21 protein-coding genes are annotated in these 23,153 nt (G+C 67.7%); 16 read left to right on the top strand and 5 right to left on the bottom strand.

Annotated elements, in window-relative coordinates; genetic code table 11:
• The first annotated feature begins 5 nt into the window (after positions 1 to 5).
• Together MJ603_RS12060 and MJ603_RS12065 are read left to right on the top strand one after the other, a co-directional pair.
• On the top strand, positions 6 to 710 hold the full coding sequence (locus MJ603_RS12060; protein WP_243063975.1) for a response regulator transcription factor: 705 nt from the start codon (positions 6 to 8) through the stop codon (positions 708 to 710).
• Positions 707 to 1,729, top strand: a complete 1,023-nt coding sequence (locus MJ603_RS12065; protein ID WP_243063976.1) for a sensor histidine kinase KdpD — start codon at positions 707 to 709, stop codon at positions 1,727 to 1,729. Before MJ603_RS12060 ends, MJ603_RS12065 begins: the two co-directional genes overlap by 4 nt.
• Here MJ603_RS12065 and MJ603_RS12070 read toward each other — a convergent pair.
• The 3 genes from MJ603_RS12070 to MJ603_RS12080 are packed head-to-tail and all read right to left on the bottom strand — an operon-like array spanning position 1,662 to position 4,514.
• A complete protein-coding gene (locus MJ603_RS12070; protein WP_243063977.1) occupies positions 1,662 to 2,513 on the bottom strand; it encodes an FAD:protein FMN transferase in 852 nt (283 codons plus the stop codon). The two genes, MJ603_RS12065 and MJ603_RS12070, sit on opposite strands and share 68 nt — an antisense overlap.
• Entirely contained in the window at positions 2,510 to 3,040 is a 531-nt protein-coding gene (locus MJ603_RS12075; RefSeq protein ID WP_243063978.1) for an FMN-binding protein, read from the bottom strand. The genes MJ603_RS12070 and MJ603_RS12075 overlap by 4 nt, the downstream gene beginning before the upstream one ends.
• A 31-nt stretch (positions 3,041 to 3,071) precedes the next feature.
• Complete coding sequence (locus MJ603_RS12080) at positions 3,072 to 4,514, bottom strand: ferric reductase-like transmembrane domain-containing protein (protein ID WP_243063979.1); 1,443 nt, start codon at positions 4,512 to 4,514, stop codon at positions 3,072 to 3,074.
• 135 nt (positions 4,515 to 4,649) lie between these two features.
• On the opposite strand from MJ603_RS12080, the gene MJ603_RS12085 reads away from it, so the two are divergent.
• The 14 genes from MJ603_RS12085 to MJ603_RS12150 all read left to right on the top strand — a co-directional run bounded on the left by MJ603_RS12085 (position 4,650) and on the right by MJ603_RS12150 (position 19,807).
• Complete coding sequence (locus MJ603_RS12085; protein WP_243063980.1) at positions 4,650 to 5,627, top strand: zinc-binding dehydrogenase; 978 nt, start codon at positions 4,650 to 4,652, stop codon at positions 5,625 to 5,627.
• A 70-nt stretch (positions 5,628 to 5,697) separates the two neighbouring features.
• Entirely contained in the window at positions 5,698 to 8,202 is a 2,505-nt protein-coding gene (locus MJ603_RS18785; RefSeq protein ID WP_243063981.1) for a glycosyltransferase, read from the top strand.
• 173 nt (positions 8,203 to 8,375) lie between these two features.
• Positions 8,376 to 9,059 (top strand): response regulator transcription factor, encoded by a 684-nt coding sequence (locus MJ603_RS12095; protein WP_243063982.1) that lies wholly within the window; start codon positions 8,376 to 8,378, stop codon positions 9,057 to 9,059.
• Positions 9,056 to 10,054 (top strand): sensor histidine kinase KdpD, encoded by a 999-nt coding sequence (locus MJ603_RS12100; RefSeq protein ID WP_243063983.1) that lies wholly within the window; start codon positions 9,056 to 9,058, stop codon positions 10,052 to 10,054. The genes MJ603_RS12095 and MJ603_RS12100 overlap by 4 nt, the downstream gene beginning before the upstream one ends.
• Positions 10,055 to 10,223: 169 nt before the next feature.
• Positions 10,224 to 10,373, top strand: a complete 150-nt coding sequence (locus MJ603_RS12105; protein ID WP_243063984.1) for a hypothetical protein — start codon at positions 10,224 to 10,226, stop codon at positions 10,371 to 10,373.
• 83 nt (positions 10,374 to 10,456) lie between these two features.
• Positions 10,457 to 11,983, top strand: a complete 1,527-nt coding sequence (locus MJ603_RS12110) for a glycosyltransferase family 39 protein (protein WP_243063985.1) — start codon at positions 10,457 to 10,459, stop codon at positions 11,981 to 11,983.
• Between the two features lie 71 nt (positions 11,984 to 12,054).
• Positions 12,055 to 12,831, top strand: a complete 777-nt coding sequence (locus tag MJ603_RS12115) for a hypothetical protein (RefSeq protein WP_243063986.1) — start codon at positions 12,055 to 12,057, stop codon at positions 12,829 to 12,831.
• A 35-nt stretch (positions 12,832 to 12,866) separates the two neighbouring features.
• The gene (locus MJ603_RS12120; protein ID WP_243063987.1) at positions 12,867 to 13,610 is read left to right on the top strand and encodes an ABC transporter permease; all 744 of its coding nucleotides are present in this window, start codon (positions 12,867 to 12,869) and stop codon (positions 13,608 to 13,610) included.
• Positions 13,611 to 13,977: 367 nt separating this feature from the next.
• Positions 13,978 to 14,673 carry a DedA family protein gene (locus MJ603_RS12125; protein WP_243063988.1) on the top strand — a complete coding sequence of 232 codons (696 nt, stop codon included), beginning with the start codon at positions 13,978 to 13,980 and terminating at the stop codon, positions 14,671 to 14,673.
• A complete protein-coding gene (locus MJ603_RS12130; protein ID WP_243063989.1) occupies positions 14,670 to 15,788 on the top strand; it encodes an acyltransferase in 1,119 nt (372 codons plus the stop codon). Before MJ603_RS12125 ends, MJ603_RS12130 begins: the two co-directional genes overlap by 4 nt.
• 75 nt (positions 15,789 to 15,863) lie before the next feature.
• Positions 15,864 to 16,802, top strand: a complete 939-nt coding sequence (locus tag MJ603_RS12135) for a 4-(cytidine 5'-diphospho)-2-C-methyl-D-erythritol kinase (RefSeq protein ID WP_243063990.1) — start codon at positions 15,864 to 15,866, stop codon at positions 16,800 to 16,802.
• 74 nt (positions 16,803 to 16,876) lie between these two features.
• On the top strand, positions 16,877 to 17,497 hold the full coding sequence (locus MJ603_RS12140; RefSeq protein WP_243063991.1) for a TetR/AcrR family transcriptional regulator: 621 nt from the start codon (positions 16,877 to 16,879) through the stop codon (positions 17,495 to 17,497).
• Positions 17,498 to 17,510: 13 nt separating this feature from the next.
• Positions 17,511 to 18,278: an ABC transporter ATP-binding protein gene (locus tag MJ603_RS12145; protein ID WP_243063992.1), complete on the top strand. Its 768-nt coding sequence runs from the start codon at positions 17,511 to 17,513 to the stop codon at positions 18,276 to 18,278.
• Positions 18,263 to 19,807, top strand: coding sequence for a hypothetical protein (locus tag MJ603_RS12150; protein WP_243063993.1), 1,545 nt, complete (start codon positions 18,263 to 18,265; stop codon positions 19,805 to 19,807). Before MJ603_RS12145 ends, MJ603_RS12150 begins: the two co-directional genes overlap by 16 nt.
• Before the next feature lie 44 nt (positions 19,808 to 19,851).
• Here MJ603_RS12150 and MJ603_RS12155 read toward each other — a convergent pair whose 3' ends face one another.
• Together MJ603_RS12155 and gdhA are read right to left on the bottom strand one after the other, a co-directional pair.
• Positions 19,852 to 21,714 (bottom strand): ABC-F family ATP-binding cassette domain-containing protein, encoded by a 1,863-nt coding sequence (locus MJ603_RS12155; protein WP_243063994.1) that lies wholly within the window; start codon positions 21,712 to 21,714, stop codon positions 19,852 to 19,854.
• Positions 21,715 to 21,760: 46 nt separating this feature from the next.
• Complete coding sequence (gene gdhA, locus MJ603_RS12160) at positions 21,761 to 23,101, bottom strand: NADP-specific glutamate dehydrogenase (RefSeq protein WP_243064269.1); 1,341 nt, start codon at positions 23,099 to 23,101, stop codon at positions 21,761 to 21,763.
• Positions 23,102 to 23,153: the final 52 nt, after the last annotated feature.

The raw sequence follows: 23,153 nt of genomic DNA on the forward strand, positions 1-23,153 counted from the left end.
CTGCCATGTCGGATGAACCGGGGGTGAAGCGGGCTGCAGCGCAGGCATCCGGCAACCGGCCGCGGCTTCTGTACGTGGAGGACGACCGCGAGATCGCCGCGATGGTCGTCGAGGTGCTGTCCGAGTCGTACGAGGTAGACCATGTCACGGAAGGCGACGCGGCGGTGCGACGCGCGCTCGGGCAGCGCTACGACGTGATGGTCGTCGACCGCAGGCTGCCCGGTTTCGACGGCATCGATCTCGTGCGCGCGGCGCGGAGGGCGCGCATCACGACGCCGATTCTGCTGCTGACCGCTCTCGATGCGCCGCGCGATCGCGTGGGAGGACTGGATGCCGGTGCCAACGACTACCTGGTCAAGCCGTTCGACTTCGATGAGCTGCTCGCCAGATTGCGAGCCCTGCGCCGCGGGTTCCGTGCTGAGGGCACGAGGAGGTACGTCGGGGAGTGGCTGTACGTGCCGGAGTCGCAGGCGCTGTACTCGCCTACCGGGTCGCGGGCCACTCTCACCGCGACGGAGAACGCCCTGATGGAACTGCTGACCGACAGCCCGGAGCACGTGTTCACACGCGAGGAGATTCTCGCCGCCGTGTTCCGCGGAGGCGAGACTGCAGGGTCGGTCGACACCTATGTGCACTTCATCCGCCGCAAGACCGCGAAAGAGGTCATCGAGACGGTGCGCGCCAGAGGATACCGGGCAGGTACAGCGTGAGCTTGGCGGATGACGAGCGCCGGTCGCGCAGGGCGGCTGTCTCCGTCGGCCTCTTCGTCGGTATCGCCTCCGCCGTGATCATCGCGGCAGGGGTGGGTATTCTGCTCATCGTCATTCTGACGACGGGTCGGCATGAACAGCCCCGTGGCGGGCCGCCGAGCGGAAAGAGGTTCGTCGGCGACAGCTTCGTCGTCGACGTGGACCACGTGCTGCCATGGGTCATCGGACTGGGGGTCGTCGGAGTCGCGCTGTTGGCGCTTGTTGGCTGGTTCGCGGCGCGCAGGTCGGCGAGGCCGATGGCGCAGGCGCTGCAGCTCCAGCGAAACTTCGTCGCCGACGCGAGCCACGAGCTTCGCACGCCGCTGACGGCGCTGAGCAGTCGCATCCAGATCCTGCAGCGCAGGCATCGGCGTGGCCAGCCGATCGATGACACGCTCCGAAATCTGCGGCGCGACGCCGATTCGATGTCGGAGCTGCTCAACGACCTGCTGCTCACGGCGGAGGGCTCGAGGGTCGTGCCCGACACTCCCACGGTTCTCACGGACGCCGCCCGAGATGCGCTCGAGGCGCTCGCGCCCGTCGCAGCGGATGCCGGTGTGCAGCTCGAGCTGCACGCCGACATCGACGTGGCGGTCGACGTGCCGGCGGTGACCGTCACCCGTGTCGCGATCGCCCTGGTCGACAATGCGATCCAGCACGCTCCGAAGGACAGCGAGGTGACGTTGAGCATCGGCGTCGACGGCCGGATGGGTGTGCTGCGCGTCGCAGACAGCGGTGACGGCATCGTCGGAATCGACCCTCAGCGGGTGTTCGACCGGTTCGCCCGGTCAGCCGAGACGGGGCGAAGGAGGGGTTTCGGCATCGGCCTTGCACTGGTCAGGGAGATCGCCGGCCGCTACGGCGGCGACGTGGCGGTCGAGAGCACGTCGGCCGAGGGAACCGTGTTCCGGCTCACGCTCCCCGTCGCACCGCGAACGGGAGCGCGTCGGGCGCAGCGGTCGACCGATCCGACGCGGTGAGCTCGAGGCCGTTCGCCCACCTGCGCACCCTGCCGTCGGAGGAGACGACGAGTCCTGAGCGCACGCCGGGCGAGGCGATCCACGACAGGTCGTCGAAACCGGCGATGACCGCTGTCGTCGCCCACAGGTCGGCCAGTTCGAGTCCGTCGGCGACCACGGTGGCGCTCGCGACGCCGAGGACGGGAGCGTTCGTGTGTGGATCGATGATGTGCGCACCACGCTCGGCCGTTCCCGAGGTGGCGACGGCTCCGTTCCGCACTTCCATCGTGGCCGACACCTCGCCGCAGCGGGTCGGATCGGCGACGCCCACGTGCCAGAGCCAGGCCGATTCGGCCGCCGTGAAAAGCTGCATGTCTCCTCCGACGTTGATCCCGACGGCATCGATCCCCGCGCGGCCCAGGAGAGGAGCCAGCATGCTCCGGGCAGCATGCTCGGTCGCCCAGCCTTTGACGTAGCCGGTCGGGTCGAACCATCCGCGCCGCCAGGCGTCGAAGCGGCCGCCGGTGGAGTCTTTCGCGTCGACGCACGCTGCGCGCACGACGGCCACCCGGGCATCCGCCTCGTCGGCCTCGATCAGTCCGTCGCGCAGGCGGCAGATATCGGAGTCGTCTCGGAACGTCGAGAAGACGCGCTCCACGTCGCGCAGCTCGTCGAAGCAGGCGTCGATGGCCGCCAGCACGGCACGGTGCTCGCGGCTCCCGTCGGCGGCGATGACGTGGATGCTCGCCACCGTGCCCATCACCCCGGCGGTGCGGACCGTGCGGCCTTGTCCGGCGGGGATCACGCACGTGCCCCGTCCAGTGCGCTCTGCAGCGACTGCAGGTAGCCGTCGCTCGTGTACGTGGCTCCGGAGACCATGTCGATCTTGGCGCTCTGCGCACTCAACGTCTCGGAGACGAGCGTCGGCACGGCCTGCTGATTGATCTGCTGGTCGCGGAAGCTCTGCGTCGGGTACTGCGGAACCGAGACTTTGGTGATCTTTCCACCGGAAACCGTGATCCGAACCTGGACCGGCCCGTAGCGCGTGTCGACGGCCTGGCCCGTGAAGCTGCCGTCCTTCAGCGAGCTCGACGATGCGGAGGCTGAAGCGGAAGACGAGGGCGAAGAGGTCGAGGTCGACCCGCTCGCGGTCGATCCCGCCGACGTCGTGCTTCCGGTCGACGTCGAGCCGGACGACCCGGTCGAAGTCCCATTTCGTGTTGTGCCGCCCGTCGATGCGGCCGGTGCGACGGCATCCAGCGACGTGCGGTAGCTGAACAGCAGCACGACCCCCGCGACCGTGGCCAGCAGGCCGTAGATGATCTTCTTCATCGATCTCTCTTCTCGTTCCTTCGCATGCCGCTCACACGGTGAAGCGTTCGGTGTGGATGCGGGATGCCGGCAGCCCGGCGGCGCGCAGGTCGTGCGTCAGGTTGTCCATCCACTGCACGGGTCCGCAGACGTAGGCGTCGTAGAGTTCCAGATCGGGTGCCAGATACCTGATCAGGTCGTCACCCGTCCACTCGGCGTGAGACTGGGGAAGCCAGGACGAGTGGCCGTGCGAGCGATGACCGTCCAGCCGAGCGAAGCGCAGCCCGCGGTCCTTCACGAGTCGTTCGATCGCTGCGGAGCGCAGCCCTTCGCTGGGATCGCTGTCCCTGGCGATCAGGGTGGCGTCGCCCGGGGCGTAGCCCTCGGACTCGAGCAGCGAGACCAGCGGAGTCACGCCTGCGCCCGCGCCGATCATGAGCAGTTTGCGGCCCGTGCGCTCGCGTCCGGTCATGCGACCGTACGGTCCCTCGAACACGACGCGGGTTCCCGGTCGCAGCGTCGTGAGCCGGGAGGTGCCGTCGCCGATGATGCGCGCCGAGATGCTGAAGTGATTGCCTGCCGGCGCGGAGGCGAGCGAGAACGGATGCCCGCGCATCCACCCCGCCCCGTCCAGAAATCGCCACACGAAGAATTGGCCGGACTCTGCGCCGAGCCGATGCAGTGTGCGCCCCTCCATGCGCACCAGCACGCCGTGGCCGCCGTCGGGCTCGACCGCGATGACCCGCACCCGGTGCCGGAGCGAACGGATGATCGGCACGAGTATCCGGAACACGATCAGCGAGAGCGCCGCGAGCGCCCAGAGCGTCCACCAATACACCGTCGCGAGAGGTGAGGAGAGAAAGTCTGCGCCGGTCCAGAGCATGTGCGGGAGCGAGAAGCCCACGCCGAGGTAGGCGTAGAGGTGCAGCAGATGCCACGACTCGTAGCGCAGCTTGCGCCGCGCTCGCCGCATCGAGGTGACGACCACCATGACGAGCAGGCCGGTTCCCACCGCGGCGAGCAGCATGCCCGGGTAGTCCCACACGAACTGCCAAGCCTGCACGAACACGTTGACGTTGCTCTCTGCCGCGTAGCCGAACGTGATCAGCACGATGTGGGCGAGCATCAGCCAGAACGACCAGAACCCCACGAGCCGGTGCATCCGCGTGATGCCGTCGCGGCCGAAGCCGCGCTCGAACAGCGGCACCCGGGCCATCAGCAGCACCTGGTACAGCAGAAGGTTCGCGGCGACCAGCCCGGTGACCCTGCCGAGCGTGTCGAGGGTGTCCGCGTCGAACCTCGCCAGATCCTGCACGGCTCCACCGCTCACCCACAGCGCGACGACGAACAGGCTGGTCAGCCAGATGACGCTCACCGACCCTATCCGCCACCAGTCCGTCGCGGACGCGGCACGACGAGTCAGATCGGTGCCGCTGGAGATCGGCTCCCGGAGCGGCGGCGACGGCCGCGCGGCGTCCCGCTGGTACGTGGTCATGGTGCGATCGTCCCGACCCGGGTTTGAGACGAATGCAAGAATTCGGCGCTCTCAGGCAACTCCGGGGATACCCATAGGACCGTCTCGATCGGTCATCCGCCCCCATGTGACCCGATACTTGAACAAGGAGGAACCATGCGCGCGATCATCCATCACGAATTCGGGGATCCGGCGGAGGTGCTCGGTGTCGAGGACTTGCCCCTGCCCGAGCCTGGAGCGCGCGAGGTGCGCATCCGAGTGCTCCTCGCGACGATCCACAACCACGATCTGTGGACCGTCCGGGGCACCTACGGCTTCAAACCCGAGCTGCCGGCACGAGCGGGCACGGAGGCCGTCGGGGTCGTCGATGCGATCGGGGCGGAGATCGAAGGGATCGAGGTCGGGCAGCGCGTCGCCACAGGCGGCACGTTCGGCGCGTGGAGCGCCTACCTGATCGTGAAACCCGGGGCCGTCGTCCCTGTGCCGGACGGCATCCCCGACGAGGTCGCCGCACAGCTGATCTCGATGCCGTTCAGCGCCATCACCCTCGTCGACTTCCTGCAGGTCGGCAAAGGCGACGTGATCGTGCAGAACACCGCGAACGGCACGGTCGGCAGGCTCGTCGCGCAGATCGCGCCGAGCCGCGGCATCCGTGTCATCGGCATCGTGCGACGCGAGGCGGATGTCGTCGAGCTGGCGAGCGCAGGCATCCTCGACGTCGTCGCGACCAGCGATGACGGTTGGCGCGACCGAGTGCTCGAGCTGGCCGGCGACCGTCCGATCCGTGCGGCTGTCGATTCCGTCGGCGGTACGGCATCCGGTGACCTGCTGCACCTTCTGGCGGAGGGCGGAACGCTCGTGTCGTTCGGTGCGATGGCATCCGACCGCATGGAGCTGTCGTCGGGCGACCTGATCTTCAAGCAAGCGGTGGTGAAAGGGTTCTGGGGCAACAAGGTCTCTGCGGCGATGACCCCTGAGACCCGCCGCGCTCTGTTCGGCGAACTGTTCGGGCTGATCGGCAGCGGTCGGCTCACACTTCCCGTCGACGGCATCTACGCGTTCGACGATGTGCGGGATGCCGTGATCGCGAGCACCAGGCAGGGCAGGGTCGGAAAGGTGCTCCTGCGACCCTGAAGGGTTAGAGGAATCTGGGAACGTCGCGCGAAGACTCTCGGGGCCAGTGCCCCGCCCACCAGGAGTCTCCGTGAAGTCACCCGTCGTCCGCATCCGCCGCCAGCTCAAGCGGGTGCGCCGAGCCGCGCAGTTCGATCGTCACGCCTTCTGGCGCGGCCGTCCGATCCGCGAGGGCACGGTGCTGTACGAATCGTTCTCCGGCAACGGTGCGTTGTGCAACCCCGAGGCGATCTTTCGTGGACTGCTCGCCGACCCGGACTTCGCGACGCTGGAGCACACCTGGGTTCTCACGGATCCCGCATCGGAGCCGGCGCTTCTGAAGGAGTTCGCCGACGACGACAGGGTCACTTTCGTGCGGTACCGCACCACCGCCTATTACCGCGCGCTCGCGACCAGCCAGTACCTGATCAACAACGCGACGTTCCCCGCAGAATTCAGCAAGCGCGATGGACAGATCTATCTCAACACCTGGCACGGCACGCCGTTGAAGATGATGGGATTCGACATGCCGGGCGGCGCGCTCGACTCGGCCAACACACTGCGCAACTTTCTCTCGGCCGACTACCTTCTGGCGGCCAACGACTTCATGGCCGAGCAGATGTACGAGCAGGCGTACCGGCTGACGAACATCTACCAGGGACGCATCGTCACCGAGGGGTACCCCCGCGTCGACCGGCAGCGGCTGAGCCCGATCGAGAGGGCGAAGGCCCTCGAGGCCCTCGAAGACGCGGGAACGGATGTCGCGGGCCGCGGCATCGTGCTCTACGCACCCACCTGGCACGGCGAGAGCTTCGGCCGCCCCGAGGACGACATCGACGAGTTGGTCGACGCGGTGTCGAGGCTGCAGCGCGAGCTCGGGCCGGATCGCGTCGTTCTGCTGAAGACGCACCAGATCGTGCACGCGCTGGCGGCGTCGCGACCGGAGCTGCGGCGCATCCTGGTACCGAATTCCGTGCCGACGAACGTGACACTCGGGCTGTGCGACGGTCTGATCACCGACTACTCGTCGATCTTCTTCGACTACCTCGCGACCGGCAAGCCGATCGTGTTCTACACGCCGGATGCCGCCGACTACGCCGAGTCCCGCGGAACGTACTTCGCGCCCGAGGACCTTCCCGGCCCGGTCGTCGACGACGCCCACGTCGCCGGTCGCGCGATGCTCGACCTGCTGCGCGCCGCCTCGTCGTGGCCGACGTACGAGGGCTGGCGCGAACGGTTCGCCTCGCACGAGGACGGCGGAGCGACCAAGCGCGTCATCGACATCGTCTTCAGAGGCGCGACGGGAGGCTACGACGTGCGCGGCGCGCAGAGCGACGGACGCGAACGTCTGCTGCTGTTCCTCGGCGGCATGCGATCGAACGGCATCACGACGGCCGCCATGAACCTGCTGGGCAGCGTCGATCAGGACCGATACGACGTCACCGTGCTGATGTCGTACTCGCGCAGGGCGTGGCACAGGGCGAACCAGGCGCTGATCCCCGCCGGGGTGCGTCAGCTGTTCCGCCTCGGCGGCATGAACGGCAGCAAACTGGTGCATCTCGAACGCAAACTCACCGAGCGGCGAGGAGACGTGCTCTCGCACGCGGACCCGGCACGGCACAAGGCGCTCTGGGACGACGAATGGGTGAGGGTGTTCGGCGGAGCCGCCTTCGACTGGGTCGCCGACTTCAGCGGCTACAGCCCGTTCTGGGCGACGCTGCTGCTGCACTCGCCGCAAGTGCCCCGCGCGATCTGGCTGCACAACGAGATGGCCGCAGACCGGCATCGCGAGGTGCACGGCAAGAAGCGCATGCTGCGCAGCCTCGGCAGGGTCTTCGCGCTGTACCGCTCGTACGACCATCTCGTCTCCGTCTCGCCTCGCCTGACCGAGCTCAACAGCAGAGAGCTCGCGGAGTTCGCGCCGGCCGACCGGTTCGTGACGGTGCGCAACCTGCCCAATGTGCAACGCGTTCTCGACGGAGTGCGTCAGCCGCTGGCAGAGCTGCACGGGCATCCGATCGACCAGGACACCGAGAAGGTCGTCGTTCCAGGGTGGGTGCCGCGCCTCGAGGAGCACGACGGACGATGGTTCGTCACGGTCGGGCGGCTGTCTCCCGAGAAGAACCACGCGAGGCTCATCAGGGCGTTCGCGGCGGTGCACGCCAGGCATCCTGACGTGCACCTGCTCATCGTGGGAACCGGACCGCTCCGGGCGCAGCTGCAGACGCAGATCGACGAGTTGAGGCTCGGAGACGACATCACCCTCACCGGTGCGTACCAGAATCCGTTCGCGATCATGGCGGCCGCCGACTGCTTCGTGCTCTCCAGCGTCTACGAGGGGCAGCCGATGGTGCTTCTGGAGGCCGCGGTGTGCGGGCTGCCCATCGTGTCGACGGCGTTCGTGTCCGTGCACGATGCGCTGCCGAACGACACGATCCATGCCGTCGAACAGAGCGATCTCGCGCTGCGAGACGGCATGCTCGCCTACCTCGACGGACGCGTGGAGCCGAGCACGCTCGACGTCGCGGCGTATCGCAACGAGGTCACGTCCGAGTTCACCGACCTCGTCACGGCGCCGCGCTGCGTCAGCACGTGATCAGCTGAACCGAGATCCTCATGCAGCCTGCAAGGCATCAGGGAACCGCCGGATTGCGCCGCATCGGCGTCGCTGTCGGCATCCTCCATCCCCATCGTGATACCTCTGATCCTGAACCACGCGTCGCCGAGGAGCCACGGCACGCGCACGACACGGTCAGAAGGGTGCACACCATGCCGGCGGCCGACCACGACGCAGACCTGCGCCCCTACCTGCTGCTCGTCGAAGACGATCCGCGGCTGGGGCCTTTGATGGCCAAGGCGCTGCAGCCCTCGTTCGAGGTGGAACTCGTCGCCGACGGGCAGGAGGGGCTCGAGCGGGCCATCACCGGCGACCACGACGTCATGGTGATCGACCGAAGGCTGCCGCACCTCGACGGGCTGAGCATCGTGCAGAAGCTGCGGGGCGCCAGGGTGGTCACGCCCATCCTGCTGCTGACGGCGCTCGGCACGACCGCCGACAAGGTCGACGGCCTCGACGCCGGCGCGAACGACTACCTCGTCAAGCCGTTTGAGTACGACGAGCTCACGGCGAGGCTGCGCGCCCTGACCAGGCGGTTCGACCCGCAGGGCATCGGCATCCCCGTCGGAGAGTGGACGTTCTACCCCGACGACGGATGCATCTACTCGCCGCACATCGGGCGCATCCTTCTGACCCCCCGCGAGAACGCCCTGTTGCGGCTGTTCGCCGAAAGCCCGGACCGCACCTTCAGCAGGGAGCAGATTCTGCGCACCGTCTTCAGCGCCGACGACCAGCCGGGCACCGTCGACACCTATGTGCACTATCTGCGACGCAAGACCGACAAAGACATCGTGCTCACCGTGCGCCGCAGGGGTTACCGCCTGGGACAACTGTGACAGGCCGGCGAGACCGCTCGCGCGGCACGGATGCCGACGCTATCGCCCACGCATCCCGCATCGTCACAGCGCAGATCACCGTTGCGGCCGCCGCCATCGTGGTCCTCGTGGTCGTGGCGTCCGTGGTGTTCATCATCGATCAGTCTCAGCCGAGCGAACTGCTGGAGAAGCCTGCGCCGGGAGAGAACAAGATCTACGTCGACGCCGACGACATGCTGATCGCCCTGGTCGTGGTCGGCGCGGTCGCCATCGTGCTCGCCGGGCTGCTCAGCTGGGTGGTCGCCCGGCGCGCGGTACGGCCGCTGGGCGAGGCGTTGCGCATCCAGCGCACCTTCGTCGCGGACGCCAGCCACGAGCTGCGCACGCCCGTCGCGGTGGTCGCGGCCCGTGTCGAAGTGCTCAGACAGGAGATCGGCGCCGGCGCTGATCCCACCGAGAACCTGCGGGGACTGCAGCAGGATGTGAGTCTGCTCGGCGACGTGATCACCGATCTGCTGCTCGCCGCCGCCCCACCGGCCGAACAGGAGCCGAGGCAGGTGATCGAGGTCGTCGAGGTCGTCGAGCACACACTCGCCGACCTGCGGATGCTCGCAGCCCGCCGCGACATCGCCCTCGAGTTCACCTCGCACGGGCGCCCGACGACCGCTGTTCCGGCCACCTCGTTGCGTCGCTGCGTGGTCGCGCTCGTCGACAATGCGATCGGTCACTCGCCGGACGGCGGGCTCGTCGAGGTGATCGTCGGCCCTGAGCGCGACAGGTCGCAGTTCGTGCTCTCGGTGAAGGACCACGGATCGGGAATCACCGGCATCGATCCCGGCCGCTTGTTCGAACGGTTCGCCCACGGCGACGGCGCGACGGTCGGGCCGGCGCGAACCGGCTTCGGGATCGGGTTGGCGCTGGTGCGCGATCTCGCCGATCGTTACGGCGGGCGCATCGAGGTCTCCGACACGTCATCGGCCGGCACCACGTTCACGCTCTCGTTGCCGCGCTCCTGACGATCGCGACAGGCACGGGAAAGGCGCGAAGGCCTCGCGGCCGGCATCCGCGACTTCGAACCCTCTCAGCCGCTCTCGGAGGCCGTGACGTCATGAAAACCGCCCTCTGAGTCGAATCTGGGAGCCGTCGTCGCACCGTGGTGTCCGAGGTTCGAAGCGCGGAGGTGTCGTGGACGTCAAGTGGATCATCGGGGTGTCGACCGGCTGCGCTGCCGCCTTGTCGGTGGTCGTGTTCTTCGGGCTCGCGGTACTGGGCAACGAGTCGAGGCTGCGCGAGGAGGAATGGGCGCCGGACGAGGTCGAGTGGGCGGACGAGTGAAGGCTCCCGTTCTCGGTGTGTCGTCTTGGCGACTCCTGGGAACGCTTAGCCGCTTCTTGGAGAGTTCTGGCTGAGCTTGGCCCATGCTTCAGCTCGCACCGGAATCGGCGCCCGTCGCCGTTCACCACGTCGCGCGCCGCCGGCTTTGGGTCGTCTCCCTCGTCGTCGGAGTGACGGCGAGCGTCGTCAGCCTGATCGGATCGTGGATCCCGTCGCTCTGGGGCGACGAGGCCGCGAGCGTGCTCTCGGCCCAGCGACCGCTCGGGAGCCTCTTCATGATGCTCGGGCACGTGGATGCCGTGCACGGCTTCTACTACGTCGGCTTGCACTTCTGGGTCGGTATCGCCGGCTCCAGCCCTTTCGCGGTACGGCTGCCGAGCGCGATCGCGGTCGGCGTCGCGGCCGCCGCCGTCAGCTGGCTGTGCGGGCGCCTCGGCTCGACGCGGCTCGCCATACTCGCGGGAGCGATCGCCGTGGTGCTCCCGCGACTCACCTACTCGGGCGAGGAGGCGCGCGCCTACGCGTTCGACGCGGGCATCGCCGCCGTGCTGTGCGTGATCGTGGCGGAGGTCGTGCTGCGGCGCGGCCGCTCGATCGGGCTGTGGGTCGCGTACGGGGCGGTTCTCACGCTCGGCATCTACAGCTTCGTGTACGTCGGGCTGATGGCGCTCGCCGCAGGTGTCTTCGTGCTGGTCACCCCGTCGGCACGACACCACCTGCGTGCCTGGGCGATCGCCGCCGGCGCCGCCGTCGTGGCATCCACGCCCCTGCTGATCTTCGCGTTCCTCGAACGCGACCAGGTCTCCTACCTGCACCATCGCGTCGAGGTCACTCCGTCGTCGGTGCTCGTGCAGATGTGGTTCGGCGCCGTGCCGTTCGCGATCGTCGCGTGGGTGCTCATCGCCGTCGCGATCATCGTGCCCGTCGTGAAAGCGGTGCGGGCCAGACGGGCGCGAACCGCGATGGTCGCGCAAGGGCATCCGAGCGTCGTCGCACTCGCCGCCTGCTGGTTGTCCATTCCTGTCGGGCTGCTGATCGTGTCGAGCCCGTTGATCGCCGGGTACACAGCCAGATACGGCACGTTCGCGGCACCGGCCGCCGCCGTGCTGATGGCGTGCGGCATCGAGGCCATCGGCAAACGGGTCTGGATGCGCGTGGCGGCCGTGGCCGTCGTGGTCGCCACAGCCCTTCCGATCTGGGTCGGTCAGCGCGAGGCGTACGCGATGAACGAGTCCGACTGGAACGAGATCGCCTCCACCGTGCACGCCAAGGCGCAGCAGGGCGACGGCATCGTCTTCGACGAGGCCGTTCGTCCATCACGTCGAACGCGCCTGGCGATGGACACCGATCCCGCTGCCTTCGACGCTGTGAAGGACGTCACTCTGAGCTCGCCCTACGCCGACAACCCGACCTGGCACGACGACACGTACACCGTCACGCAGGCCGCGGGCCTCGGCCGCTTCTCCGGCATCGACCGGGTCTGGGTCGTTGAGTACTCGACGGGAGGCCACACTGACACCTGGGGCATCTCCTCGCTGGAGGCGCTCGGGTACCACCGCACGGTCGCATACACGGAGCACCGAAGCGTCATCTACCTTTTCACCCGGTGATCCTTTTCGCTGTGTGATCGCCCCGTCCACCCCTGTCCCCAGCACCGCAGAGGCATTGAATGACCCGCACCATGCTCCGCACATCCACGCACCGCCGGACCGGCCCGCAGCGCGTACCGAACCCGACGGCACTGTTCTGGATCACGAAGGGCGTCTCGACGGCGATGGGCGAGGCCGTCTCCGACTTCTCGATCCACGTGCTCCCACCCGTCGTCGCGGTGCTCTGCGGGTTCGTGCTGTTCGTCGTCGCTCTGATCGTTCAGCTCACCCGGCGCCGTTACACGCCGTGGGCGTACTGGACGGCAGTCGGCATGGTGGGCGTCTTCGGCACGATGGCCGCCGACGTGATGCACGTCGCGCTGGGCGTTCCATACGCGGTGTCGACGCTGTTCTACGCGGTGGTGCTCGCCTGCGTGTTCCTGCTCTGGTGGCGTCTGGAAGGCACGCTGTCGGTGCACAAGGTGGACACGTTCGGCAGGGAGGCGTTCTACTGGGCAGCCGTCGTCGCGACGTTCGCCATGGGGACTGCGCTCGGCGACCTCGCCGCTGTCGGGCTCGGCCTCGGGTACCTCACGTCGATCGTCGTCTTCGCCGTCGTCATCCTGGTGCCGGCCATGGGCTACCGTTTCGCGCACTGGAACGCGGTGTTCTCGTTCTGGTTCGCGTACGTGGTGACACGCCCGCTCGGCGCGTCGATCGCCGACTGGTTCGGCAAGACGCCGGCCGAAGGCGGGCTCGGCGCCGGCGAGGGGTGGACATCGCTCGCCCTCGTCGTGCTGATGGCGAGCCTGGTCGTTGCGATGTACGTGCGTGCTCCTGGGCGGCGGATGCCTGTGGTCGAGCCGTGATGCTCGTGGTGCCGACGGTTCCGTAGGCTCTGGGCATGACGTCAGTGCTTCTGAACAGCATCATCGGGGTCGTGCTCCTGATGGCGCTGGCCACGGGGGTGCTCTGGGTCTACGGGGCGCCCAAGCACTGGGCGCCGGCTCTGGCTGTGCTGCGCGGCGTCGTTCAACTCGCCATCTTGAGCGTGATCCTCACCGGAGTGATCACCAACGGCTTCTGGGTGGCGCTCGCGTTGCTCGTGATGTTCACCGTGGCATCCGTCACCGCCGTCAGGCGCATCCACTGGACGCGGGATCACGCCCTGATGATCTTCACGGCGATGGGCGCAGGGATCGTCGTCACGCTGACGATCGTGTTCGTCACGGGGACGATCGAGTTCTCACCGCGGTACGTGCTCGCGATCGGCGGCATCGTGATCGGCAACTCGATGACGATCGCCACCCTCGCAGGACGTCGCTTCACCGAACTGGTGCGCGACAGATGGGATCAGGTCGAGGCGTGGATGTCACTGGGCGCCACCCCGCGCCAGTCGACCAGAGACCTCGCTCGCGACGCCGTCTACGCCGCGCTGATCCCCTCGACGGACCAGACCAAGACGACCGGGCTCGTCACCCTGCCCGGCGCCTTCGTCGGCGCGATCTTCGGCGGGGTCTCGCCTCTGGAAGCCGGACGGTTCCAGATCGTCGTGCTCGCGGCGATCATGGCGGCCGGCGCGATCACCGCAGTCATCATCGCCACGTGGATGGCCCCGGTGCGGGTCAAACCCAAGGCGCTCGTCTGACGCCGGCCGCCCGCATCAGAGGCGTGGCCGCCCGGTCAGTCGTCGAGCTCGTCGCGGGCGAATTCGCTGTCGAGCGACACCTCACCGGCCGAACCCAGTGCGGCCATCACGAAGAGCGCGCCTAGGCCTGCGGCTGCGGTCACGCACGCCACGGTCATCCATGCCCAGATCATCTGGTCCTCCCCACGTCGATTTCAGCCTGACCGGGTCGTTCACAGAATCCGCACAGACCCGTCACCCTGCGAGGACCCTCAGCCGAGAGACCGGTGCGCGACCTCGCTGCCCTGCCTGCCGTGCTTGGTTGGCGGTTTCTTGGAGCGGCCATCGGAAGCTGGATGTCCACCCCGATCTCTCGAGGAGAACGCCCGTGCTCACTCTCTCGGCACTGCACGCCTCAGCCGTGTCCGTCGCCTATGCAGGCTGGCTCGAATCCGTCGGCCCGTGGCTGCTGGTCATCGTCGCCGCTTTCGTGCTGATCGAAACAGGGCTGCTTTTCCCGTTCCTGCCGGGCGACACCCTGCTCTTCGCCGCCGCGATCATGGCGGGCAGCGCCGGCATCCCGATTCCGGTTCTGATCGCGGTCGCCGCGGTCGCCGGCATCGCGGGCGACCAGATCGGCTATGCGATCGGCAGACGGTTCGGCAGGGGCTTGTTCAAAGACGATGCGCGCATCCTGAAGACGAAGTACCTGCTGCGCACCGACGCGTTCTTCTCGAAGTACGGGCCGTTCGCGATCGTGCTGGCGAGGTTCGCGCCCATCGTGCGCACCTTCGTTCCGCCGCTCGCGGGGGCATCGACCATGCGCTACCGGGTGTTCCTGGTGTGGAATGTCGTCGGAGGGATCGCATGGTCGACCGTCATCTGCCTGGCGGGTCTGCTACTGGGCAAGATCCCGTTCGTTGGGTCGAACCTCGACGTGATCTCGGTGGCCATCCTGCTTCTCTCGCTTGCGCCGTTCGGCGTCTCGTACCTGCGTGGCAGGCGCCGTTCGCGTCGCGCGCAGCCGGAGACCGAGACCGAAGCCGATACGGCGACCGAGCGCGAGCCGGCCCCGCTTCCGTGACGGATTCCCATCCGCGTGCCGCACCTGCCGTGACGACGGGCCGGCGCAAGCTCTACGAACTCGAGGTCGTGCGCGTGCTCACGTTCGCGTGCGTGATCGCCGTGCACGTCGTCAGCCACACGGCTGCAGGGAGCGTGCCCCTGATCGCTTCGCTGATCCTGCTGCACTTCACGCGTGAGGTGTTCTTCGCCCTGACCGGGTTCGTGCTCACGTTCGGCTACCTGCGGCATCCGAGGCCGATGCGCACGTTCTGGCCGCGGCGGTTCCTGCTCGTCGGCGTTCCGTACCTGGTGTGGACGTTCATCTACTGCGTGATCAGCCAGATCGGGCATCCGTTCGACCTCGGCGCGTTCCTCGTGCACCTCGGTCTGTCGGCGCTCACCGGAACCGCGTATTACCACCTGTACTTCCTGCTGGTGACGATGCAGATCTACCTGCTGTTCCCGTTGCTGATCAGGCTGGTCATCGTCAGCAGGCGGTGGCACTGGCTGGTGCTCCTCATCGCATTCGCCGTTCAGCTGACCACGAGCGGCATGGATGCCTACGCTCCCGGTTCCCTGCACTGGCTCAACATCGTGACCAACGTGATCGATTACCAGGCGTTCATCATCGGCGGGGCGATCGCCGCCGACCACGTCATGGCGGTGATGGCGTTCGTGCGCACCCACCGGCGCGGCATCGCGATCGCGACGGTGGCCTCAGCGGCCGTCACGGTCGGGGTGTACTACGTGCAGCTCGCGGCCGGATTCTCCGCCTACCGTGCTGCGACCGCGTACCAGCCCGTCGTCATCCTGTGGTCGGTCGTCGCCGGCGTCGCGCTGATGGCGCTCGGAGCGTGGTGGGTCGACCGACGACCCGGCGCGCACCATCGCACGCTCGACTACCTCTCCGACCGCTCGTTCGGCGTCTTCCTGGCACATCCGCTGGTGCTCTGGGCGCTGCTCGGCATCTTCGGAGGGTTCGTCTCAGGATGGCCGCCCGTACTGGTGGCCCTCGCTGCGTACCCGATCGTCGCACTGGGCGCGCTCGCCATCGCCGACGGCGCGCGCCGCAGCATCCTGAGCCTTCCGCTCGCCGGCCGGCCGCACACCGCCCGGCTGAAGAACATTCCGTGACCGGCTCATGCCGTCGTTCTCGGGATGCCGCGGCGCAGGTCGAGTCCCGCGTCGCAACCCCGTAGGTTGGTATCCATGACCGCCGTGAGCCTGGGCTTGCCCATCCACACCAGAGCTCCGGGCAAGGTCAACCTCTATCTGGGCGTCGGTGCGGTCGGCGACGACGGGTACCACGACGTGGCCACCGTCTACCAGGCCGTTTCGCTGTACGAAGACGTGCGCGTCTGGCGTGCCGACGAGATCTCGCTGACCTTCACGGGGCCGATCGACTGCTCAGGTCTTCCGACGGACGATCGCAACATCGCCGTGCGCGCCGCGCAGTTGGTCGCTGACGCGGCAGGGGTGCAGGGCGGCGTGCGTATCGAGATCGAGAAGAACGTACCCATCGCGGGCGGCATGGGCGGCGGGTCTGCGGATGCCGCGGCCACGCTCGTCGCCTGCGACGCGCTGTGGAACGCCGGCCTCAGCCGGGAGCGACTGCACGAGCTGGCAGCCGAGCTGGGCGCCGATGTGCCGTTCGCGCTCTCCGGCGGAACCGCGATCGGGCTCGGGCGCGGTGACGAGCTGAGTCCTGTGCTCTCGCGGGGACGTTTCGAGTGGGTGCTCGTGCTGCCACGAGGGGAGCTCTCCACGCCCGCCGTCTACCGCGAGCTCGACGTGCATCGTGAACGGCACGCGGGGGAGTTGGCGCCGGCGGTGGAGCATCCTTCGGTGAGCAACGAGCTGCTTCAGGCGCTTCGCGCCGGCGATCCGACGATGCTCGCCGAGAATCTGGCGAACGATCTGCAGGCGCCTGCGATCCACCTCTCCGACGAACTCGCCGACGTTCTCGAACTGGGGGAGCGCAGCGGGGCTCTGGCCGGCCTCGTTTCCGGGTCGGGACCCACCGTGGCGTTCCTCGCCGAGGATCGCGAGTCGGCGATCGACCTGCAGATCGCCCTGAGCGCCGCCCAGTTGCGGGCAGCGCGCGTTTCAGCGCCGGTGCACGGCGCGCGCGTGATGCCCCCGGCGTAGTCGCGCTAGCGCGCCAACCGAACCTACTGCGACAGAACCGCGCACCAGTTGTCCGGTCGTGCTACTCTTTGGCCATGCGGTCAGAATCCAAGTCGGTTGGTCAGCGATCGGGCTCGTTCACCGAGACGGCTCGGCGTGAGCAGATCGTCGGGGGAGCGATCGCCGTGCTCGCAGAGAACGGATACAGCGCGACATCGTTGGCCGCGATCGCCGACCGTCTCGGAGTGAGCAAGGGCGTCATCTCCTATCACTTCGCAGGCAAGGCCGAGGTTTTGAACGAGGTGGTCCGCAGCGTTCTGAGCGAGGCGGAGGCGTGGATGTCTCCACGGGTCGCCGGCGCGGCATCCTTCACGGAGGCGCTCCGCCTGTACATCGCATCGAACCTCGCCTTTCTCGACACACACCGAACCGAGATCTTCGCGTTGACCGAGGTGCTCTCGAACGCGCGCGCCACTCCGGGGGTCGCTGAGACGTTCAGCGAATCGCATCAGGCTGCGATCGCAGCCCTCGAAGCGCTGTTCACGGGGGGCAGGAAAGCGGGAGAGTTCGGAGACGTCGCGCCCCGCGCGAGCGCGATCTCGTTGCGTGCCGCGATCGACGCGGTGTCTGGCCTGATCCGTGAAGATCCGGCGTTCGACCTGACGGGATTCGGAACGGATCTCGCGACGCTGTACGAGCGCGCAAGCGCCCGTTGAACTGGAGGAACGGATGAACACCACGACCGATCTGCCCGCGCTCGATCTACAAGGATTGCGCAAGGAATTCGGTGACACCACCGCGGTCGACGGCATCGATCTGACAATTGCCCGAGGCTCGTTCTTCGGTCTCGTCGGGCCCAACGGCGCAGGCAAGACGACGGCACTGTCGATGGCCGTCGGCCAATTGCGCCCCGACAGCGGAACGGCGAGCGTACTCGGATACGACGTCTGGTCGCAGCCCGTGGAAGCCAAGACGCGACTAGGGGTGCTCCCCGATGGCGAGTCCCTCCCTCAGCGACTGACCGGCACGGAGTTGCTCACGTACATGGGGCTGTTGCGCGGCCTCGACGCGCAGATCGTTCGTTCCCGCATCGACGAGTTGCTGACGGTGCTCGACATGCAGGATGCCGGGTCCCGGCTCGTGGCCGACTATTCGACGGGGATGCGCAAGAAGATCGCTCTGGCCGTTGCACTACTGCACGGCCCAGAGGTCCTGGTGCTCGACGAACCCTTCGAAGCGGTCGATCCCGTCTCGGCATCCACGATTCGCTCCATTTTGCACGGATTCATCCACACGGGTGGCACCGTCGTCTTCTCCAGTCATGTCATGGCACTCGTCGAGCAGCTCTGCGACCATGTCGCAGTCCTCGCAGAAGGCAGGATCGTCGCGGCAGGGAGCCTCGATGAGGTTCGCGGTACCGAGACCCTCGAGAACGCATTCGCCGATCTGGTCGGCGTGGGCAGAGAAGGAGCAGAACTGTCATGGTTCGTATCCTGATTCAGATGCGGGCGGCGATGCTCGCTCATCGGCGTTCCTCCGCTTTCGGCACGGCTTCGCTCATCTTCTTCGCGATCATCGGTCTGCTGTCTGCGCTCAGCACTCTGCTGCTCGGTTTCACGCACTACCCGACAGCGTCGGCGGGCACCGATGTGCTGGCCGTCGTCATGGCCGTCTGGGTCATCGGTCGCGTCGCCTACGCGGCTTTCACCGGAGGCGGGGGGACGCTGAGGGTGGAGATGTTCCGGCTGTTGCCCATTCCGCGCCGGGCGCTCGGCCGGGCGCTGCTGGTCGTCGGGCTGTTCGATCCCGCGCTCCTCTTCATGGCTCTCGCGTTCGCCTGCCTCGTCGCACTCGGTGCGCAGAGCGGAATCGGCCCGGCGCTCGTCGGCGCCATCGGCGTGCTCCTCACGCTCGCGCTCACGAGCATCCTCGTCTCGATGGTCGAGGCCGCGATGCCCGCCGGGTCTCGTCGTCGCCAGGATGCCGGCACCATGCTGGTGGCGATCGTGATCAGCCTCATCGCCATCGCCGGAACACTGCTGCCGACCCTGACCACGGCGTTGCGCACGGGGTCGATTCCGGTGCTGAGCGACATCGTGCGCATCCTGCCGACAGGATGGGCCGCAGTCGCCGTCGACGGCGCGAGGAGCGGCGATGTGCTGTTGACCGTGTGCCCGCTCGCCGGACAGGCAGTGCTGCTTGCGGTGCTCTTGCGCGTCTGGCCCGCTCTGCTGTCGCGTCGATTGGATGGCACGCTCAATTCCGCGCAGCGCCGCCGCGCACACGGGGCGCGCACGCCGATCCTTCCCCAGACTCCGACCGGTGCCGTCGTCGCCAAGGAGCTGCGCATGTGGGTGCGTGATCCGCTCCGGCTCACGTTCCTGATCATCGCTGCCATCGTCGGACTGGGCGTCTGCGTGATCGCCGAGCTGACCCACGGCACCAGCCTCCTCCTGCCGTTCGCAGGCATACTCACGGTCGTCATCGCAGGCGCGGGCGGCTGCAACCTCTACGGCTCCGACGGGCTGTCGCTGCGCCTGACGGTCATGACTCCCGGCGCCGAGCGCGCCGACGTGCGCGGCCGACAGCTGGCGTGGCTACTGATCGTCGGCCCGTACGCACTCTGCCTCACCGTCGTTCTCACTCTCATCAGCGGCCAGACCTGGGCGTGGCCGTGGGCGCTCGGACCGTTGGCCGCAGTGATCGGCGGCGCAGCCGGGCTGGTCCCGCTGGTCTCGCTGATCGCCGTGCTCCCGCTCGACGAGAACGGCGGCCCCGCTCCCGCATGGCCCGCCAAGGTCTGGGCGACGCTGATCCTCACGGCGCTGAGCGCAGCCCCCGCGATCGCGCTGCTCGTCGTCGGCGCGCTCGAGCAGTCTCTCGTGCTGCAGTGGCTCGCCGTTCCAGTCGGCATCCTCACAGGCATCGCCCTTGCAGTGGGCCTCGGCCGTGCGGCGCAGAAGCGTCTGGAGTCTCGGCAGTTCGAGATCCTGGCACAGCTCGCCGCGACGACGAGCCCGGCGTAGCGATCCCATCGAGCAACGCCCCGCCGTCGGCCTCAGCTTCAGCTTCAGCCGATCGCTTCCGTGAGCTCGAACCACCGTTCCTCGAGCTCCTCGGCTTCGCGTTCGAGTGACGCGATGGCATCCGTCTTCACGCCGAGGCCCACGTAGTCGGACTGGTCGTGCTCCGCCATCGCGGTGCGTGCCGTGTCGATGCGCTGCGCGAGCTTGCCGAGCCGGCGCTCCAGCGAGGCGATCTCCTTCTGCGCGTCCCGCAGAGCGGCACCGCCGAGGCTCGAACTCCCGCCGGCCGCGCCCGTAGAAACGACCATCTCCGCACCACCAGATGACGCATCCCGTCGCTCTTCGAGTGCTCGCAGCCGCAGGTACTCGTCGACACCGCCGGGCAGGTGACGCAGGTGCCTGTCGAGAATGGCGTACTGCTGGTCGGTGACCCGCTCGATGAAGTACCTGTCGTGTGAGACCACGATGAGCGTGCCCGGCCAGGAGTCCAGCAGATCCTCGATGGCGGCGAGCATGTCGGTGTCGAGGTCGTTGGTCGGCTCGTCCAGGATCAGCACGTTCGGCTGCTCGAGCAGGATGAGCAGCAACTGGAGCCGGCGTTTCTGTCCGCCGGAGAGATCCTTCACGGGCGTCGACAGCTGTGCCGAGAGGAATCCGAGCCGCTCCAGCATCTGGCCAGGCGTGAGTTCCTGGGCCTTCGAACCGGTGCCGAGCGTGTACGTCGTTCGCAGGCGTGAGAGCACGATGCGCACCGGATCGTCCAGATGCTCGTCGAGCTCGTCCATGCGCTGACTGAGCGAGGCGACTTTCACGGTCTTGCCGCGCTTGACGCGTCCGGATGTCGGTTGCACCGACCCCGAGATCAGCCCGAGCAATGTCGACTTGCCGGCGCCGTTCACGCCAAGGATGCCGGTACGCTCGCCGGGCGCGATGCGCCACTGAACGTCGCGCAGCACTGCGAGCTCGCCACCGTCATTCCCAGTGCCGTCGTTCGTGGCGCTGGCACCCTCTCGTGCCGGGAAGGAGACACCGACGTCGACGAGGTCGACCACTTCTTTGCCGAGGCGCGAGACGGCGAGCGCCCTCAGCGACACAGAGTCGCGGATCGGCGGCACGTCGGAGATGAGCTCGTTGGCGGCGTCGATGCGGAACTTCGGCTTCGTGCTGCGCGCCGGAGCTCCGCGGCGCAGCCACGCGAGTTCCTTGCGCGCCAGGTTCTGGCGTTTCGCTTCGGAGGACGCCGCCATCCGATCGCGCTCGACGCGCTGCAGAATGTACGCGGCGTATCCGCCCTCGAACGGCTCGACGGTGCGATCGTGCACCTCCCACGTCGCCGTGTCGATCTCGTCCAGGAACCACCGGTCGTGGGTCACGACAAGCAGCCCGCCAGCGCTGGCGGACCAGCGCCGCTTCAGGTGCTGGGCGAGCCAGGTGATCGCTTCGACGTCGAGGTGGTTGGTCGGCTCGTCGAGCGCGAGCACATCCCAGTCGCCCGAGAGCAGTGCGGCGAGAGCCGTCCTTCGCCTCTGACCGCCGCTGAGTGTGCCGATGACGGCATCCCACGGGATGTCGGCCAGCAGCCCCGCGATCACATCGCGCACCCGCGCATCGCCGGCCCACTCGTGCTCGGGCGCATCGCCGACGACCACCTGAGAAACTGTGGCGTCGTCGTCGAGAACATCCTGCTGGTCGAGCACGCCGATGCGGATGCCGCCGCGCACGGTCACGCGTCCGGAATCCGGCGGCAGACGCCCCGACAACATCGCCAGCAGGCTGGACTTGCCGTCGCCATTGCGGCCGACGATCCCGATACGGTCACCTTCGTTCACGCCGAGTGAGACGGAGTCGAAGACCACGCGGGTCGGGTATTCGAGATGCAGGCCTTCGGCCCCGAGAAGATGCGCCATGTCAGAGACAAGGGTAGGCGGTGCGCCCGTGCCTCCGCTGCGGCCCCTAGATCAGCCCCAGCGACAGCATCGCGTCGGCCACCTGCGTGAAGCCGGCGATGTTGGCGCCGACGACGTAGTTGCCGGGCGCGCCGTACTCGTCCGCCGTCGACAGGCACCGGTCGTGGATCGAGCTCATGATCTCGCTCAGCCGCTGCTCGGTGTGCTCGAACGACCACGAGTCGCGCGACGCGTTCTGCTGCATCTCGAGCGCGCTCGTCGCCACGCCTCCGGCGTTCGCGGCCTTGCCGGGTGCGAAGGCGACAGATGCGTCGCGCAGCAGCCGGATGGCATCCGGCGTGGTCGGCATGTTCGCTCCCTCGGCGACGATGCGGCATCCGTTCCCGATCAGCGCGGTCGCGGCTGCGGCATCGAGCTCGTTCTGCGTAGCGCATGGCAGAGCGATATCGCACGGCACATCCCACACCGAGCCGCCTGCGACATGGTGAGCGGATGCCCCGCGCCGGTCCGCATATTCGCTCACGCGCCCGCGATGCCCGTTCTTGATCTCCTTGAGCAGGTCGAGGTCGATGCCGGCCTCGTCGACGATGTAGCCGTCCGAGTCGGAGCACGCCACCACGCGGCCGCCCAGCTGGTGCACCTTCTCGATGGCGTAGATCGCCACGTTTCCGGAGCCGGAGACGACGACCCGCTTGCCCTCGAACGAGTCGCCGGATGTCTTCAGCATCTCGTCGACGAAGAACACGGCTCCGTAGCCGGTGGCCTCCGTACGCACCTGCGATCCGCCCCACGTGAGACCCTTGCCGGTGAGGGTGCCCGACTCGTACCTGTTCGTGATGCGCTTGTACTGGCCGAAGAGGTAGCCGATCTCGCGGCCGCCGACGCCGATGTCGCCCGCCGGCACATCCGTGTTCTCACCGATGTGCCGGTAGAGCTCGGTCATGAACGACTGGCAGAACCGCATGACCTCGGCGTCGGATCGGCCCTTCGGGTCGAAGTCCGAACCGCCCTTGCCGCCGCCGATCGGCAGACCGGTGAGCGAGTTCTTGAAGATCTGCTCGAAGCCGAGGAACTTCACGATGCCCAGGTAGACGCTCGGGTGGAAGCGCAGACCGCCCTTGTACGGGCCGAGCGCCGAGTTGAACTCGACGCGGAAGCCGCGATTCAGCTGCACCCTGCCCGTGTCGTCGGTCCATGGCACCCGGAAGATGATCTGTCGCTCCGGTTCGCACAGCCTGCGGATCACCTCGGCATCGGTGTACTCGGAGTGCTTGGCGACCACCGGCCCGAGGCTTTCGAGCACCTCGCGTACGGCTTGGTGGAACTCACGCTCCCCGGGATTGCGACGCACGACCTCGTCGAAGGCGGCGAGAAGATTCGGGTCCAGTTCGGGCACGCGAGAGTTCCAATCGGTGGGTCGAGGGCACTGCCGTGGGATA

This window comes from Humibacter sp. RRB41, from assembly GCF_022761015.1.
Taxonomy (GTDB): domain Bacteria; phylum Actinomycetota; class Actinomycetes; order Actinomycetales; family Microbacteriaceae; genus Humibacter.

Coding starts and splice junctions, on each gene's coding strand:
- MJ603_RS12155 (WP_243063994.1), bottom strand. CDS start 21,714: ATGGCGCATCTTCTCGGGGCCGAAGGCCTGCATCTCGAATACCCGACC.
- MJ603_RS12085 (WP_243063980.1), top strand. CDS start 4,650: ATGCGCGCGATCATCCATCACGAATTCGGGGATCCGGCGGAGGTGCTC.
- MJ603_RS12075 (WP_243063978.1), bottom strand. CDS start 3,040: ATGAAGAAGATCATCTACGGCCTGCTGGCCACGGTCGCGGGGGTCGTG.
- MJ603_RS12140 (WP_243063991.1), top strand. CDS start 16,877: ATGCGGTCAGAATCCAAGTCGGTTGGTCAGCGATCGGGCTCGTTCACC.
- MJ603_RS12115 (WP_243063986.1), top strand. CDS start 12,055: ATGCTCCGCACATCCACGCACCGCCGGACCGGCCCGCAGCGCGTACCG.
- MJ603_RS12145 (WP_243063992.1), top strand. CDS start 17,511: ATGAACACCACGACCGATCTGCCCGCGCTCGATCTACAAGGATTGCGC.
- MJ603_RS12135 (WP_243063990.1), top strand. CDS start 15,864: ATGACCGCCGTGAGCCTGGGCTTGCCCATCCACACCAGAGCTCCGGGC.
- MJ603_RS12095 (WP_243063982.1), top strand. CDS start 8,376: ATGCCGGCGGCCGACCACGACGCAGACCTGCGCCCCTACCTGCTGCTC.
- MJ603_RS12080 (WP_243063979.1), bottom strand. CDS start 4,514: ATGACCACGTACCAGCGGGACGCCGCGCGGCCGTCGCCGCCGCTCCGG.
- MJ603_RS12110 (WP_243063985.1), top strand. CDS start 10,457: ATGCTTCAGCTCGCACCGGAATCGGCGCCCGTCGCCGTTCACCACGTC.
- MJ603_RS12150 (WP_243063993.1), top strand. CDS start 18,263: ATGGTTCGTATCCTGATTCAGATGCGGGCGGCGATGCTCGCTCATCGG.
- MJ603_RS12060 (WP_243063975.1), top strand. CDS start 6: ATGTCGGATGAACCGGGGGTGAAGCGGGCTGCAGCGCAGGCATCCGGC.
- MJ603_RS12120 (WP_243063987.1), top strand. CDS start 12,867: ATGACGTCAGTGCTTCTGAACAGCATCATCGGGGTCGTGCTCCTGATG.